14 protein-coding genes are annotated in these 15,960 nt (G+C 63.5%); 12 read left to right on the forward strand and 2 right to left on the reverse strand.

From position 1 onward, the window contains the following. Positions 1 to 15: 15 nt before the first annotated feature. Positions 16 to 1,299, reverse strand: a complete 1,284-nt coding sequence (locus NKH30_RS01350; RefSeq protein ID WP_352473384.1) for an NAD(P)/FAD-dependent oxidoreductase — start codon at positions 1,297 to 1,299, stop codon at positions 16 to 18. On the opposite strand from NKH30_RS01350, the gene NKH30_RS01355 reads away from it, so the two are divergent. The 7 genes from NKH30_RS01355 to NKH30_RS01385 all read left to right on the forward strand — a co-directional run bounded on the left by NKH30_RS01355 (position 1,184) and on the right by NKH30_RS01385 (position 7,712). Next, the gene (locus NKH30_RS01355) at positions 1,184 to 1,528 is read left to right on the forward strand and encodes a hypothetical protein (RefSeq protein WP_352993883.1); all 345 of its coding nucleotides are present in this window, start codon (positions 1,184 to 1,186) and stop codon (positions 1,526 to 1,528) included. The genes NKH30_RS01350 and NKH30_RS01355 overlap by 116 nt on opposite strands. Continuing rightward, positions 1,525 to 2,682, forward strand: a complete 1,158-nt coding sequence (locus tag NKH30_RS01360) for a fumarylacetoacetate hydrolase family protein (RefSeq protein ID WP_352993886.1) — start codon at positions 1,525 to 1,527, stop codon at positions 2,680 to 2,682. Before NKH30_RS01355 ends, NKH30_RS01360 begins: the two co-directional genes overlap by 4 nt. A 78-nt stretch (positions 2,683 to 2,760) precedes the next feature. Then, the gene (locus tag NKH30_RS01365; protein WP_352473387.1) at positions 2,761 to 3,555 is read left to right on the forward strand and encodes an SDR family oxidoreductase; all 795 of its coding nucleotides are present in this window, start codon (positions 2,761 to 2,763) and stop codon (positions 3,553 to 3,555) included. 250 nt (positions 3,556 to 3,805) lie between these two features. After that, positions 3,806 to 4,738, forward strand: coding sequence for a substrate-binding domain-containing protein (locus NKH30_RS01370; RefSeq protein ID WP_352473388.1), 933 nt, complete (start codon positions 3,806 to 3,808; stop codon positions 4,736 to 4,738). A gap of 107 nt (positions 4,739 to 4,845) precedes the next feature. Beyond that, a complete protein-coding gene (locus tag NKH30_RS01375) occupies positions 4,846 to 5,832 on the forward strand; it encodes an ABC transporter permease (protein WP_352473389.1) in 987 nt (328 codons plus the stop codon). Positions 5,833 to 5,835: 3 nt separating this feature from the next. After that, positions 5,836 to 6,630: an ATP-binding cassette domain-containing protein gene (locus NKH30_RS01380; protein WP_352473390.1), complete on the forward strand. Its 795-nt coding sequence runs from the start codon at positions 5,836 to 5,838 to the stop codon at positions 6,628 to 6,630. Positions 6,631 to 6,689: 59 nt separating this feature from the next. After that, the gene (locus NKH30_RS01385) at positions 6,690 to 7,712 is read left to right on the forward strand and encodes a LacI family DNA-binding transcriptional regulator (protein ID WP_352473391.1); all 1,023 of its coding nucleotides are present in this window, start codon (positions 6,690 to 6,692) and stop codon (positions 7,710 to 7,712) included. A 539-nt stretch (positions 7,713 to 8,251) separates the two neighbouring features. Here NKH30_RS01385 and NKH30_RS01390 read toward each other — a convergent pair. Further along, the gene (locus tag NKH30_RS01390; RefSeq protein WP_031211029.1) at positions 8,252 to 8,833 is read right to left on the reverse strand and encodes a TetR/AcrR family transcriptional regulator; all 582 of its coding nucleotides are present in this window, start codon (positions 8,831 to 8,833) and stop codon (positions 8,252 to 8,254) included. 253 nt (positions 8,834 to 9,086) lie between these two features. Between NKH30_RS01390 and NKH30_RS01395 the strand changes: the two genes are divergently transcribed. The 5 genes from NKH30_RS01395 to NKH30_RS01415 all read left to right on the forward strand — a co-directional run bounded on the left by NKH30_RS01395 (position 9,087) and on the right by NKH30_RS01415 (position 15,880). After that, positions 9,087 to 9,359, forward strand: coding sequence for a hypothetical protein (locus tag NKH30_RS01395; protein WP_031211028.1), 273 nt, complete (start codon positions 9,087 to 9,089; stop codon positions 9,357 to 9,359). Next, on the forward strand, positions 9,353 to 12,532 hold the full coding sequence (locus NKH30_RS01400) for an efflux RND transporter permease subunit (RefSeq protein WP_352473392.1): 3,180 nt from the start codon (positions 9,353 to 9,355) through the stop codon (positions 12,530 to 12,532). Before NKH30_RS01395 ends, NKH30_RS01400 begins: the two co-directional genes overlap by 7 nt. 16 nt (positions 12,533 to 12,548) lie before the next feature. After that, entirely contained in the window at positions 12,549 to 13,703 is a 1,155-nt protein-coding gene (locus NKH30_RS01405; protein ID WP_352993889.1) for an efflux RND transporter periplasmic adaptor subunit, read from the forward strand. Positions 13,704 to 13,997: 294 nt separating this feature from the next. Next, positions 13,998 to 14,723, forward strand: coding sequence for a GntR family transcriptional regulator (locus NKH30_RS01410; RefSeq protein WP_352473393.1), 726 nt, complete (start codon positions 13,998 to 14,000; stop codon positions 14,721 to 14,723). A gap of 50 nt (positions 14,724 to 14,773) precedes the next feature. Further along, on the forward strand, positions 14,774 to 15,880 hold the full coding sequence (locus NKH30_RS01415; protein WP_352473395.1) for a mandelate racemase/muconate lactonizing enzyme family protein: 1,107 nt from the start codon (positions 14,774 to 14,776) through the stop codon (positions 15,878 to 15,880). Positions 15,881 to 15,960 lie beyond the last annotated feature (80 nt).

Genomic DNA, 15,960 nt, shown 5'->3' on the forward strand with positions numbered 1-15,960 from the left:
GCTTGGGCATGAACGTCAGCGTTCGAACGCGTCCAGCATCCGGTACCAGGCGATGGTCGCGGCGACGCCGACCTGCCGAAAGGCGTGAAACGGGATCGGTCGGATCGGCGAGACCGGGAACGGCAATTGCCTGGTGTCGCCGCTCGACAAATAGGAGGCGATGCGCTCGCCAAGCGCGGTCATCAGGCCGATGCCGCGGCCCTGGCAGCCAACCACCGCCAGCAGACCCTTCTCTGGCTCGTGGATATGCGGAAGATGGTCCGGCGTCATTGCCACTCGGCCGAACCACCGCTTTTCAATGGCAATGTCTGACAGCGCCGGATAAAGCCGCAGCAGCGCGCGCTCCAGATGCGCCCAGTCGGCCGGGCCGTTCGGCAAGGCCATGCGGCCGCGTCCGCCGAGCACCAGCCGGCCATCGGCACTCTTGCGGTAATAGACGAGGATGCGGCGCGAATCCGACACTGCCTGCCCTTCCGGCAGGATAGCCGCCGCGAGATTGGACGATAGCGGTGCTGTCGCGATCTGGAAGGAATGCAGCGGGACGATCGTCTCGGCGAGGCCGGGAAGCAGGCCGCCGGTATAGGCGTTGGTCGCCAGGACAATCGCCTTGGCCTTGAGTTCGGCGCCGCTTTCCGTAGAAACGTGCCAAATGCCGGCATTCTGGCTGATCTGCATCACGTTCTGGCGTTCGGCGATTTTCACGCCCGCCGCTACAGCGACGCGCGCCAGTTCCGACGTGTAGGCGAGCGGATCGATGACACCGGCGCGGCGATCGAGCCAGCCGCCGAGATAGCCTTGCGCGCCGGTCATCGTCGCGATCTCCGTCGCGCTCAGCAGCCGGACATCGGCGCCGCGCGCCCGCCACTGCCGATCCCGGCTTGCCGCCGCTTTCAGCGCGGTCTCGGTATGCGCGGCCTGGATCCAGCCATTGCGGACGAACGGCACCGCCAGTCTTTCGTCGCGGATCAATTCGAAGACGGTGTCAGCGGTCGAGGCGGCAAAGTTGACGAGCGCTTCGCCGCGTTCGAGACCAAAATGCTCCAGCAGCCAGTCCGGATCGTATTTCAGGCCGGGAATGACCTGACCGCCGTTCAGGCCGGATGCGCCATTGCCAATTTCGCCGGCCTCCAGCACCTGGACGGCAAGGCCGAGCCGGGCAGCGTGCAAGGCTGTCGACAGCCCCATGATACCGCCGCCGACGATAACGACATCGACGCATTGGCCGGCGGGAAAAAGCGACTGGAACGCGGTGGCTGTCCGCGGCTTCTGCCAGATTGGATCGGAAAACCGTACGGGCAAGCGTCACCTGGAGATTTCAGTAGGTGAAAACCCTAGCGACGGTTTCATTATTTTGAAAGAGCGTTTTCCGTCGCCGTTGGCGCACGTCAGGCTCAATCAAGGTCCGGCGATGCGAAGACCGCTTGAAAGAATTGACAAAGCTCGTCCTGCAGGCGGGATAGACCTTTGGCGGGAATTTGTTGAAAGTGCCGCGGCCGAAGGACAAGACAACAGGAAATGTAAGCCATGACGAACGCCACACATGTGCCCGCCGAAGGCCTCTTCGTGGGCCGCGCCAGGGCGAGCGATGCTTCCCATCCGCTGGTGGTCACGGTGCGTGACGGCACGGTCTTCGATATCACGTCAAATGTGGCGCCGACCGTGCGCGACGTTTGCGAATTGCCGGATCCGGCGGGGCACGTCCGCTCGGCCAAGGGGCGGCCGATCGGCCCGCTCGATGCCATTGCCGCCAGCAGTTTCGAGACAGCGCGCGATCCGGGGAAACCGTACCTGCTGTCCCCCGTCGACCTGCAGGCGATCAAAGCGTCTGGCGTCACCTTTGTCGTCAGCCTGCTCGAACGGGTGATCGAGGAGCAGGCGCGCGGTTCGGCGGAAAAGGCCGACGCCATTCGCGCCGACATCGCCGGGCTGATCGGCCACGATCTGTCGAAGCTCAAGCCCGGCTCGCCGGAAGCGATGGAGATCAAGGCCAAGCTGATTGCGCGCGGCGCCTGGTCGCAATATCTGGAAGTCGGCATCGGCCCCGATGCCGAGATCTTCACCAAGTGCCAGCCGATGGCCTCGGTCGGCTTCGGCGCCGATGTCGGCCTGCATCCGGTTTCGACATGGAACAATCCGGAGCCGGAGATCGCCATGATTGCCGCCAGCAGCGGCAGGATTGTCGGGGCGACGATCGGCAACGACGTCAATCTGCGCGACGTCGAGGGGCGCTCGGCGCTGCTGCTCGGCAAAGCCAAGGACAACAACGCTTCGGCAGCACTTGGCCCCTTTATCCGGCTGTTCGATGAGACGTTTTCCATTGGCGACGTGAAGCAGGCGATCGTACGCCTGAAGGTCGAGGGCGAGGATGGGTTCTCGCTGGAGGGCGCCAGTTCGATGGCCGAGATCAGCCGCTCGCCGGAAGAGTTGGTCGCCGCCGCCATGGGGCCGCATCATCAATACCCCGACGGGCTGGCACTTTATCTCGGCACCATGTTCGTGCCGTCGAAGGATCGGGGCGAAACAGGCAAGGGCTTTACCCACAAGGTCGGCGACATCGTCACCATCTCGTCGGAGAAATTCGGCGCCTTGGTCAACCGCGTGCGGCTGTCGCCCGACTGTCCGCACTGGACCTACGGCGCCAGCCACCTGATGCGCGACCTCGCCAGGGCCGACCTCATCTAGTCCCGCAGCCTAACATCCGATAGTTTCTAGAATTCTCTGATTGGAAATTACCTGCTCGTCGGCATTCGGGAGAGTCCATTGATCGTCGCTCTTGAGGGCAAGACCCTTGTCGTTACCGGCGGAACGCAAGGGCTTGGCGAGACCATCGCCCGGCTGGCCTCAGCCGACGGCGGCGAAGGGATCGCCATTGTCGGCCGCAATGCCGAGCGTGGCAGACGCATCGCCGAAGAGCTTTCACGACCAAGCCGGCCCGTCGTCTTCATCCAGGCCGATCTTGCAGATCCGGCCGCGCCTGCAGCTGTCATGGCGGAAGCGATCAAAAGACTCGGCCGCATCGATTGTCTGGTGAACGCCGCGGCCCTCACCGACCGGGCCTCGCTGGAAACTGGCACAATCGACGACTGGGACAGGTTATTTTCCGTCAATGCGCGCGCGCCGTTCTTCCTCATGCAGGCGGCCGTAGCCGACATGAAGACACGGCGGGCGGCGGGGGCCATCGTCAACATACTGTCGGTGAATGCGCATTGCGGTGCGCCGGACCTTGCCATCTATTCCGCAACCAAGGGCGCGCTTTCGACGCTGACCAGAAACATTGCCAACGCGCATCTTTCCGATCGCATCCGCGTCAACGGCATCAACATGGGCTGGGTAGCGACGCCGGCCGAACAAGAGATGCAGGCGCGCACGCTGGGCAAGGGCGAAAACTGGGCAAAGATTGCCGCCGCCGGCCTGCCGCTTGGTCGATTGCTGACCATGGACGAAGTCGCCCAGCTAACGCTGTTCCTGCTCAGCGACGCCTCCGGGCTGATGACCGGGACGCTTATCGACCTAGAGCAACACGTGCTCGGCGCGCCGCCGCGCGGGATTGCATGACGGTCGCAAGGCCGATCGTCGGCCGCCTGGAAAATACCAGCCAAACTGATGCAATCTGATGGGATTGCTGATGGCGCGGTGCCTTGCGCCAACGTCCATTGGCAATCGAGGCTTGCCATCGATCAAAAAAGGGAATGCTCTAATGCGCCCAGGTCGACGCTGGTAAATGCGATCACGGCTTTGGCCGCGCACGGTTTTTGGCCGCGATCGTCGTCGGAGGAGGAGTTCGGTTCAAATGGGAGGAAATCAAATGCTGACGAGGCTAAGACTGCTTGTACTTGGCTTGGTGGTGGCGCTGGCCATTCCGGCCGCGGCACAGGCCAAGACGTTCTACTGGATTTCGCATGGCGGCCCGGCCGATCCGGTCTGGACCTACTTCCTTGCCGGCGCCAAGCAATGGGCGGCGGACACCGGCAACACCGTCAATACGTCGTTCCACAATGGCGACGTGGCGTCGCAGCAGGAGGCTGTTCGCGCCGCGATTTCCGCCAAGGCCGACGGCATCACCACGACCAGCCCTGATCCGGGCAGCCTTGTCGAGATCGCCAAGGAAGCGCGGGCGGCGAACATCCCGATCATCAACTTCAACACGCCCGACCCGAAGGCGGACTTCAACGCCTATGTCGGCGGCGACAACGTCACCTTCGGCAAACATTGGGCGCAGTATCTGGTCGACAAGGGCCTTGTGAAGAAGGGCGACTTCGTCTGGATGCCGGTCGAGATTCCCGGCGCCACCTATGGCGTCCAGGAAGAGGAAGGCATCAAGAGCGTGTTCGAGCCGCTCGGCATCACCTACGAAATCACCGAAGCGACGCTCGACCAGGCCGAAGTGATCAACCGCATGGTCGATTACCTCACTGCCAACAGGGCCAAGGTCAAGGCGGTTATCGGCCTCGGCGACCTTGTCACCGGTTCGATCAAGCGGGTGTTCGACCAGGTCGGCGTCAAGCCGGGCGAAATCCCGGTCGTCGGCTGGGGCAACTCGCTCGACACCACCCAGGAAGTGCTGAACGGCTACGTCAATGCCGCGCAGTGGCAGGATCCGCAGGCGACCAGCTACGTCGCGCTCTCGCTCGCCAACATGGCGGCGAGCGGTATTCCGCCCGGCTTCGACGTGATCACCGGCGCGCTCTACGAGAAGGACACCGCGGCAGTCTACGACAAGATCCTGTCCGGCAAATAAATCCGCGATCGAGTTGGTCACGGCCGCTTCGGCGGCCGTGACTGTCTCATCATTCCGCCGAAGCCGGTTGCGGTCGCGGCCAAATCCAATCCTATCGCGGGTCCAAGGTGGAAAATCGTTCTCTTATCCAACGCTCGATCGCGCGGCCCGAGTTCGGGCCGTTCGTGCTGCTCGTCATCGAGATCGCCGTGTTCTGGGGCATCAACCACGACTTCCTGTCGCCGCAAAACATCTCGAACACGCTGGCCTTCACGGTCGAGCTCGGGCTGATCGCGCTGGCGATGACGCTGTTGATGACATCAGGCGAATTCGATCTCTCGGTCGGCTCGGTGTTCGGCTTCTCGCCGGTCCTGATGTGGACGTTGTTCAACAGCGGCGTCGCCTCGCTGGAAGCTGCTTTCGTCATTGCGCTGGTGGTCGCTGCGTTCATTGGACTGGTCAATGGCTGGTTCGTGACGCAGCTCAAGATCCCGTCCTTCCTGGTGACGCTGGGCATGCTGCTGGTGGTGCGCGGCACCGCTTTGTTCGTCACCAACGGGTTTCCGCAGCGGACCTGGAGCGCCGAGGGCAGCTGGCTGGCGGAAGCGCTGGTCGGCGATTTCTTCATCGGGCCGTTCCGTATCTACATGTCGCTGTTCTGGTTCATCGCCGCCGCAATCGCGCTCGGTTACGTGCTGACGCAGAGCCGGACAGGCAACTGGATCCAGGCAGCCGGCGGCAACCCGAGTGCTGCAAGGGCGCGCGGCGTCAATGTCAGCGGTGTCAAGATCGGCCTGTTCATCCTGTCGTCGATCCTGGCCTCGCTTGCCGGGGTCATCTCCTCGCTGCGCACCTCGGCGGCCAACCCCAACAGCGGCACCGGCTACGAGCTCGAAGTCATCGCCATGGTGGTGATCGGCGGCACGGCGCTGACAGGCGGGCGCGGCACAATCATCGGCACGGTGCTCGGTATCCTGATCCTGCGCGTGATGCGCAACGGCATCGTGCTGATCGGTGTGCCGGGCCTTGCCTATAATATTTTCATCGGCGCCATCATCCTCGGCATGATGGCGCTCCATTCATGGCTGGAACGCCGGCATCAGGCAGGGACTTGAACCATGGCCGAACCGCTTGTCCGCATGGAAAATATCCGCAAGTCCTATGGCCGCGTGCAGGCGCTGGTTGATGCCAATTTCCATGTCAACGAAAGGGAGATCGTCGGCCTGCTCGGCGACAACGGCGCCGGCAAGTCGACGCTGATCAAAGTGCTGTCGGGCGCGGTCCCGCTGACCAGCGGCGATATCTTCATCCGCGGCAAGAAGGTGAATTTGCGCACTACCAGCGACGCCATCGCGCATGGCATCGAGACGATCTACCAGGACTCGGCGCTGGTGACGCAGCTGTCGATCGCCCGCAACCTGTTTCTCGGGCGCGAGCCGATCAAGCCGCCGCGCTTCCTCAATCGGATGGACCAGGAGGCAATGAACGTGGTTGCCCGCGACCTGCTCAAGCAGGTCGGCATCTCGAAGAACATCCCGCCGACGACGCCGATCGGCTCGCTCTCCGGTGGCGAGCGGCAGGCGGTGGCGATTGCGCGCGCCATGCATTTCGACAGCGACCTCATCATCCTCGACGAGCCGACCAACAATCTCGGCGTCGCCGAAACGCAAGGCGTGCTGAGCTTCGTGCGCAGCGCCCGCGATTCCGGCCATTCCTGCATCTTCATCGCCCACAACATCCATCATGTCTTCCAGGTGGTCGACCGCATCGTCGTCATGCGCCGCGGTAAGGTGGTCGCCGACGATATTGACCCGAAGAAGACCAGCGTCGCCGAAGTCGAACGTGTCATCACCGGCATGTCGGACAAGGAGATCCATGACGCGCTGGTCGAGGGCACGCAACGGCCCGGCTGAGCAGCCGGGGGTCGGGCTGATCGTCGAGGCACTGGATCGCATCGCCACATGGTTGCGACATGAAAGCCACCGTTTCGGATATTGCCAGGAGCTGCGGCCTGTCGACCGCGACGGTCGACCGCGTGCTCAACAACCGGCCGGGGGCCAGTGCCGCCAACCGGCAGCGCGTGATGGAGGCGGCCAAGCAGCTCGGCTATCTGCCGGTCGTCGACCAGGTCGCGTTGCCATCGCGGCCGGCGCATCTCGAATTCTTCCTGCCGATCGGCAGCAATGCCTTCATGGCCGATCTGGCCAGGCACATCGAGGATTATGCGGCGCGCCTGCCGCTGGTCGCCTCCTGCCGCATCCACAAGCTCGCCGGCATCTCGCCGAGCGCCTTGCAGGCGGCCGTCGAAAACCTCTCGCTCAAGGCGAACGGCGTCGGCGTCATCGCCATCGATCATCCGAGAACGCGCAACATCTTGCGCGAGATCGTCGAGGCCGGCATCCGCCTGGTCACGCTGGTGTCCGATGTTCCGGGTGCGCCCCGCTCGGCCTATGTCGGCATCGACAACCGGGTGGCCGGCCGCACCGCGGCGCTGCTGATGGGACGGTTCCTCGGCGGCCGCCAGGGCCATCTGGCGATGGTCGTCGGCTCACGCTCCTACCGCGGCCATGAGGAACGCGAGATGGGCTTTCGTTCCGTGCTCGGCGAGGAGTTCCCCAATCTGACGGTCACAAGCGCCGTTGAGATCAACGATGAGCCGGAGGCCAGTTATACCGCGACCATGAAGGCGCTGCACAGCGAGCCGGAGCTGCTCGGCATCTACTGTATCGGCGCCGGGCGCTCGGGCGTGGCAAAAGCATTGCTCGAAGTCAGGCCGCAGACGAAGCCGGTGTTCATCTGCCATGATCTGACGCGCGAGACGCGCGGCTATCTCGTCGACGATCTGCTCGACGTCGTCATCGACCAGAATGCGCGGCTGATTGCCGAACAGTCGGTCATTCGCCTGCTCGGCTCGATCGCCTCGTCGGCGCCCTATCTGACGCGAAAATTTATCGAGCCGCGCCTGATCTTCAAGGAAAATGTCCCGGTGCAGTGATGTCGCGCGAGGCGATGGTCGCTCGGGCCTCGATGGTTAAAATTCGGTTGATACCGCAAATCTGCACATCACCTATGCAACTTTTGTGGTTGCCGAATCATTGGGCAATCGATAGTTTCGCAGGTGTCGGCCATCTACTCCTCCCAGATGCGATGCCGACGCTGAGTGCGGCACACCTCCTCCCGTGCCGTATTCGAAATCGAGCCCGCTGCCACCTCCTCCCGGCAGCGGGCTTTTTTTGTTCCAGCTCCGGGATAGCGGCCAATGCTTGCGGTCGGGACAGCACCGGACACGTTTGCTGATCCGCGGATCGATGAGCTTCGCTGCGACCGCCGCGGCTTGTCGGGCAGAATCCTGTCACACTTGTCACTCTCACCGGTTCGCCGGCGGCCCTATCCTGCCTCACGACCAGCAATCAACGCCGCGCCGGCCATGGTGCGGAGGATCGGCACAGGAGACGCGAGATGGCACATCGCGATGGGACGAGACATCACCCGGCGGCGCGGCCCGCAATCGAAACGCCACGTGTCGTTTCGCCGCTATCTGGCCCTGAAAGACGTGATCAGGCCTTCCGCCATGCGGACGAACTGCGCGCTCGGACCCTCGGCGCCAACGCTTTGCAGGCTGACGCGGGCGCCCTCGAGCAACAGCGACAGCGTGTCCGCAAGAAGCTCGGCCTGGCCGATGCCGGCATCGCGACACAGCGAGACCAGCCGCTCGCGCTGCGCTTCCTTGAGTTCCTTGATCACTTGCCTTGCCGGATGATCGGCCTCGCTCAGCTCGATGGCGGCGTTGGCCATGTCGCAACCGCGACGATCCGACATCAGGCAATCGGCCGCCATCCGGACCCAGGCATGCAGCTGCGCCAGCTTGTCGCCCGGATTCTCGGCCTCGAACTTTTCCCACATCGCGTTGGCGCTGCAAGCGGTCGCCCGCAGACATTCGATGATCAGGTCGTCCTTGGACTCGAAATGCCGGTAGAGCGTCATCTTGTTGGTGCCGGCGGCCTCGGTGATGGCGTCGATGCCGACGCCGCGAATGCCATGCTTGTGAAACATGTCCCGTGCCGTCTCCAGGATCCTGTCCCGGGGGCGAACACGCTCCACAACACCGTCTGTCATCAAAACCTCCGTGATTGCGTTTCCCGAAATTCCCTCGGTGCACCTCTTGACTAGGGTGTTACCGGTCTGTAACGTTAGAGATGTTACTTACCTGTAACACCCGCATTACATCATGTCAAACTCGCAAGTGCCGGCCACCAGCCCCGCCCCGATCGGCAAGGGGACGAACCGCACCTTACGGCCTCGGCCGGCGAGCAAGAAAACACCCGATCCGGGGCTTGCCGCGGATCGCCAAAAACCAGGAGCCGCTTCGATGTCGCAGCGCAATGATCTGACGATCGATGAAGTCGTGAGGGATCCGATGATCCGCATGCTGATGAAGGCCGACCGCGTCGACCCGCGGTCCTTCGAGGCGATGCTGCGTGCGCTGGCGGACGAACAGGCCGAGCGCCGCAATGCGCCGCGCCGCCTTGAAGATTTCGGCTTTCTCGAAGATTCCGGCTCAACACGCAGCCGGCGGCTTTCCAGGGTAGCCAGGGCGTTTGGCCGGGCCAGAGCATCGGGCGAGGCGTGCATATCATGGTAAACTTCTTCATTCATCGTCCGATCTTTGCGTCGGCGATCGCCATCATCATGGTGCTCGCCGGAGCGATCTGTTATTTCCTCCTTCCCGTCTCGCAGTTTCCCGACATCACGCCGCCCCAGGTCGTGGTCAGCGCCCATTACCCGGGCGCCAGCGCGCAGGTCGTCGCCGACACGGTGACGACGCCGCTCGAACAGCAGATCAACGGCGTCCAGGGGATGACCTATATGTCGTCGTCGAGCTCCAATGACGGCTCGTCGACGATCACCATCACCTTCGACGTCGGCTACGATCTGAGCACGGCGGCCGTCGACGTCCAGAACCGCGTTTCGCAGGCGGCTTCCTCGTTGCCGGCCATCGTCAACCAGGGCGGCGTGACGATCAAGAAGCAGAACCCGAACTTCGTCCTGATCGTCGACCTCACCTCGCCGGACGGTTCCGTCAACCCGGTCGCGCTGAGCAACCTCGCCTATCTGCAGGTGGTCGATCCGCTGAAGCGCCTGCCCGGCGTCGGCGACGTGCAGATCTTCGGCGAGCGGCGCTATTCGATGCGCATCTGGCTCGACCCCGACAAGCTCGCCAATCTCGGCATTACTGCCGTCGACGTGCAGAACGCCGTCGCCGAGCAGAACGTCCAGGTGGCGGCCGGCAAGATCGGGCAATCACCGGCTCCGGCCGGCACTGCCTTCGAGATGCAGGTCAACGCCGTCGGCAGGCTGAGCGATCCCAAGGAGTTCGGCGACATCGTCGTGCGGGCCAATACCGCCAACGGCTCGCTGGTCAGGCTGCGCGACGTTGCGCGCATCGAACTCGGTGCGCTGCAATATTCGTCGTCGGCCTTCTTCGGCAAGGACCCGACGGTGGTGCTCGCGGTCTACCAGATGCCGGGCTCCAACGCGCTCGATCTGCAGCAGCGCGTCAAGGACAAGATGCAGGAGCTGTCGGCCCGTTTCCCGAAGGGCGTCAGCTACGCCATGCATTACGATACGACACGTTTCGTTTCGGCCTCGATGCACGACGTGCTGATCACGCTCGGCGAAGCGCTGGTCCTGGTCGTCGCCGTGGTGTTTATCTTCCTGCAAAGCTGGCGCACCACGATCATCCCGACGATCGCAATTCCGGTGTCGCTGGTGGCGACGCTGGCCGTCATGCATATGCTTGGCTTCTCGCTGAACATGCTCAGCCTGCTCGGCATGGTGCTGGCGATCGGCCTCGTCGTCGACGACGCCATCGTCGTCGTCGAGAATGTTGAACGCCAACTTGAGGCCGGTCTCAAACCTCTGGCTGCCACGCGCACGGCGATGGCCGAGGTCACTGGCCCGATCATCGCCACGACCGCCGTGCTGATGGCTGTGTTCGTGCCGGTTGCCTTCATTCCCGGCGTGTCCGGCCGGCTCTACAACCAGTTCGCCCTGACGGTGGCGATCTCCTTCGGCATCTCGGCCTTCGTCTCGCTGACGCTTACCCCGTCGCTCAGCGCCGCCTTCCTGCGCCACCGGCCGGAAACGCAGTTCGTGCTGTTCCGCTGGTTCAACATGGGCTTCGAACGGCTGGCGCATGCCTATGCGAATGGTGTGCGCATTCTCATCCGCCTGCGCTGGATCATGCTTGGCGTGTTCGCGGCCGGACTTGTCGCGACCTATTTCGTCTGGCAGCGCCTGCCCTCGACCTTCCTTCCGGTCGAGGACCAGGGCTATTTCTTCGTCGTCATCCAGCTCCCCGACGGGGCCTCGCTGGAACGCACCGACGCGGTGGCGCAAAAGGCACGCGACATCCTGCAGAACACGCCCGGCGTCGACATCGTCGGCTCGATCAGCGGCTTGAACTTCCTGACCAGCGCCGCGCAGTCGAACTCGGCGGTCGAATTCGCGATCCTGAAGCCATGGGACGAACGCGGCCCCGACCAGAGCGCCTCTAAGCTCGTCGCCGACGTGCGCAACAAGCTGCTGCAAATTCCGGAGGCTTTTGCGCTGAGCTTCGATCCGCCGTCGATCCCGGGCATCGGCACCACTGGTGGCTTCGAGTTCCAGGTCGAGGACCTGACCGGCCGCGGCAGCGTGGCGCTCAACGATGCGACGCAAGCGGTGATTGCCGAGGCGCGCAAGCAGCCCGAGCTCAACCCACAGCAATTGTTCTCGTCGTTCTCGACCTCGACGCCGCAGTTCAACTACGATCTCGATCGCGCCAAGGCGAAGCTGCTCGGGCTCAACCTGCCGGACGTGTTCAATACGCTGCAGATCTATCTCGGCTCGCTCTATGTGAACGATTTCAACCTGTTCGGCCGCACCTTCCGGGTAACGATCCAGGCCGACAAGGATTCTCGCGCCGGTCCGGCCGACATATCGCGGCTCTATGTCCGCAATGCGTCGGGTGGGATGGTGCCGCTGAGCACGCTGGGCAAGCTTGTGCCGATCGTCGGCCCCGAGACCGTGCCGCATTACAACAACAATGCGTCGGCCCTGATCAATGGCGGCGCCGCGCCCGGCTTTTCGTCCGGCCAGGCGGTGGCGGCAATGGAACGTGCCGCTGCCACGGCGTTGCCGAGAGACTTCGGCTACGAATGGACCGGCATCACCTATCAGGAGCTCAAGGCGGGATCGATCGCATCCGTTGTCTTTGGTCTCGCGATCGTCTTCGTCTTCCTGATCCTCGCCGCGCAATATGAGAGCTGGGCGATGCCGTTCATGGTGCTGCTGGCGGTGCCGCTCGCATTGTTCGGTGCGTTCGTCGTGCTGTGGCTGCGCGGCATGCAGATCGACGTCTATTCGCAGATCGGGTTCGTCATGCTGATCGGACTGGCGGCCAAGAACGCGATTCTGATCGTCGAGTTTGCCCGGCGCCGGCGCGAAGAAGGCCTCAGCATCGTCGACGCCGCGATGGAAGCGGCGCGGCTTCGGCTGCGACCGATCCTGATGACCGCCTTCGCCTTCATCCTCGGCGTGCTGCCGCTGATGTTCGCTACAGGTGCAGGTGCCGCAAGCCGGCAGTCGATCGGCACCACCGTCTTTGGCGGCATGGTCGCGGCGACGATCCTGTCGCTGGTGTTCGTGCCGGTCTTCTATGCGGTGATCGAGCAGCTGCGCGAGCGCCGCAGCGAGAGCGAACCGGTTTCCGAAGCGACCGAACAACCAACTGCCGAACCCGCCTTCGAGCCATTGGCCGAAGCCGCCGAATAGGACTGGAGAATTGATCATGCGTAAATGGAAAATCGCGCTGGGAACGGCCGTCGCCCTTGGGGCGATTTCGGTGGCGAGCGTTCACCTGCTCGACATGGGCAGCCTCAGCCTCAACGCGGGCACAGCCGGGGCGGCGACACCCAAGCCGGAAGCCTTTGTCATGCCGGTGCCGGTGGTGAGCGTCGTCAAGAAGACGATCCCGATCTATCTCGACTACGCCGCCCGGGTGGAGCCGATCCGCAGCATCACGCTGCAGGCGCGCGTGCCGGGTTATCTGCAGGAGCAGGTCGCCACCGACGGCAGCGACGTGGCGAAGGGCGACCTTCTCTACAAGATCGCGCCGGAGGATTTTCAGGCTGCCCTCGAGCAGGCGAAGGCGCTTATCCAGCGCGACACGGCGACGCTCGACTATGCGCGCTCCAATCTCGGGCGCGGCAGCGAACTCGCCAAGAGCGGCTATCTCGCCAAGGACGTGTTCGACCAGCGCACCAGCACCTTGCGTGAGGCTCAGGCCTCGCTCGCCGTGAACCAGGCCGCCTTGCGGACCGCCGAGCTCAATTTGAGCTATACCGAAATCCGTGCCCCGTTCGCGGGACGCATCGGACGCAGCCAGGCTTCCGTTGGAACGCTGGTCAGCGTTGCCGGCACCGTGCTCAATTCGCTGGTGCAGCTCGATCCGATCTACGTCACCTTCAATCCGAGCGAAACGGACCTGACACAGATCGAGGAAGCCCGGGCCGCGGGACCGATCAGCGTCGACGTCCTGCTTCCCGGTGAAACGGAACCGCGCCAGAAGGGCGATCTTACCTTCATAGACAACACGATCGATCGCTCGACCGGCACCATCACGGCACGGGCGACGATCGGCAACGGCAAGTTCACGCTGCTGCCCGGCCAATATGTCCGCGTCCGGCTGCACGTCAAAGAGCAGCCCAATGCGCTGATGGTACCGCAGACGGCACTCGGCTCAGGCCAGCTCGGCAAATACCTCTATGTCGTTGGCAAGGACAACACGGTCGACCAGCGTATCGTTTCGCTCGGACCGACCAATGGCGATCAGGTCGCCATCTTGAGCGGTGTGGCCGAAGGCGACCGGGTGATTACCGGCAATCTGCAGAAGATCGGCCCGGGAATGCCGGTCTCGCCGCTGCCCGAGAAACCGGCCACCTGATAACCCCCATCAGGTCCGGTTCCGCGGCGCCCTCGGCTCCCACGCCAAGGGCGCCGTTTTGCTATGTTTCGTTCTACGCAATTCCTTGGGGAAAGCGCTACATACGCCGGCTTCGAGAAGCCGGTGTGATGTTCAGCGATGAAAGACGGGTCGGTTTTTGCGGCCGTGCGGCCTGACGGCCTTGCCGGCGCCGCAAGCCAGCCGGCCAAGCGGAAGTCAAGAAATCCACAACCCGCCTCTTGTTAGATTGTCGACAATCTGCTTGTCTTGATTTCGGTTCCCTGGAGCAGCCGAATGGCAAAGCTGGATTTCAGTCCGATCGCGGATACGACACGCAGGGCCGAGATCGTAGGGCTGCTCCGGCGGGCGATCCTGACCGGCCAGCTGGAACCTGGACAGAAGCTCAACGAACTCAGGATTTCCGAGCAGATGCGGGTGAGCCGCGCGCCGCTGCGCGAGGCGATGCGCGAGCTGGTGCAGGAAGGCATCCTGACCAGCATTCCCTACGCCGGAACCTTTGTCATCGACGTCACCGCCAAGGACATCGACGACGCCTATTCGCTCAACAAGGTGCTCGACGAGTTCGCCATCGCGCGGACCTGGCCGCTTCGCGACCAGCGCTTCTTCGACGAACTCGACCGGCGTCATGCGGCGGTGAAGCAGGCGACGCGCGAACTGGACACGACGCGGCAGATCGAAACAGCGCTGCAACTGCATGGCCTGATCCACGAATGGGCCGACAATTCGGTGCTGCTTGAAACGTGGCAACGGCTGACCAGCCGGCTGCAGATGTATTTCGCGTTGCACCAGCGGGCGCGCAACGAGCCGGTGCCTGCCGAAGATGCTCACGAGACCTATGTACGGCTGCTCAAGGGCAGCGACATGCGCGCCGCACAGCGCCACGCCAAGGAGCATATCGACCTGGATTTCGAAGAACTGCTCGCCTATGCGCGCGGGCTGGAACAGCGCGGCTCAAAGGGCGCCGGTGCCGATCGTGCCGGCCGACCTAGAGGCGGCTGAGCCCGACAAATTTGACGGACATCCCGGAACAGAGACAACGGACAGAAAACGTGCAGATCAAAACCATCAAGGCCTACCATGTCGTGCAGCCCTTCGTCGACGGGCCCTACCGCATGTCGAAGGGGCGTGTCGCCGATGCGTTCGACGCGGTGATCGTCGCCGTCACCGCCGATAGCGGGCTAACCGGCTGGGGCGAGATGGCGCCGCTTGGCAATTTCTATTCGCCTGCCTTCGCTGCGGGTACTCGCGCCGGTGTCGTCGAGATCGCGCCGCATCTCATTGGCCATGACCCACGCGGGCTTGCCAGTATCAACAGGCTGATGGACACGGTGTTCAAGGGCCATCCCTACGTCAAGTCGACGCTCGACATGGCGTGCTCGGATCTCGCGGCGCGCGCCGCCGACGTGCCGCTGGTCACCCTGCTTGGCGGGCGCGAAAGCAAGACGGCCGAACTCTACAAAGTCGTCACCCACGGCACGGTCGACGCGATGGCCGCACTCGCCAAGCGCATCGTCAAGGACGGCTTTCATCGGCTGCAAGTCAAGGTCGGCGGCAACGTCCATGACGACATCGAACGCGTCACGGCCATTGCCGCCGCGGTGCCGAAGGGCACCGTCATCTTCTGCGACGCCAATGCCGGTTGGACGTCTTACCAGGCGCGCCAGTTCGTGGATGCGACGCGCACCATCGACTACACGTTCGAGCAGCCCTGCACGACGATCGACGAATGCCTGTCGGTGCGCCGCTCGCTCGACAAGCCGATGGTGCTCGATGAATCCGTCGCCTCGCTTGATGATATGCTCGATATCCATCGCAAGGGCGCGGCCGACGGGCTGACGCTGAAGATCTCACGCCTCGGTGGCGTCACCAAAACGCGCCAGATCCGCGACCTTGCCGTCGACCTCGGCTTCATGATCACGGTCGAGGACACTGGCGGCGCCGAGATCGACACATCGGCCATGGCGCATCTGTCGCTGTCGACGCCGGAGGAGCGCCGGCTGCACGCCATTGCCTTCCACGAATGGGTGACGGTGCGCACCGCATCCAACATGCCGCCGGTTTCGGGCAGCCGCATGGGCATTCCGGACGGGCCGGGCCTCGGCATCGATGTCGTTCCCGGCCTGCTTGGTGCGCCCTTCTTCGAAATCGGCAGCTGAGCTGCAATAAGGCTGCACCCAATCAAGCTGAATATGCCGCGTCCTTCTGACTGCGGAGGCACGGCCGTGTGGATTGACCG

This window comes from Mesorhizobium sp. M1273 (assembly GCF_040318195.1).
Taxonomy (GTDB): domain Bacteria; phylum Pseudomonadota; class Alphaproteobacteria; order Rhizobiales; family Rhizobiaceae; genus Mesorhizobium.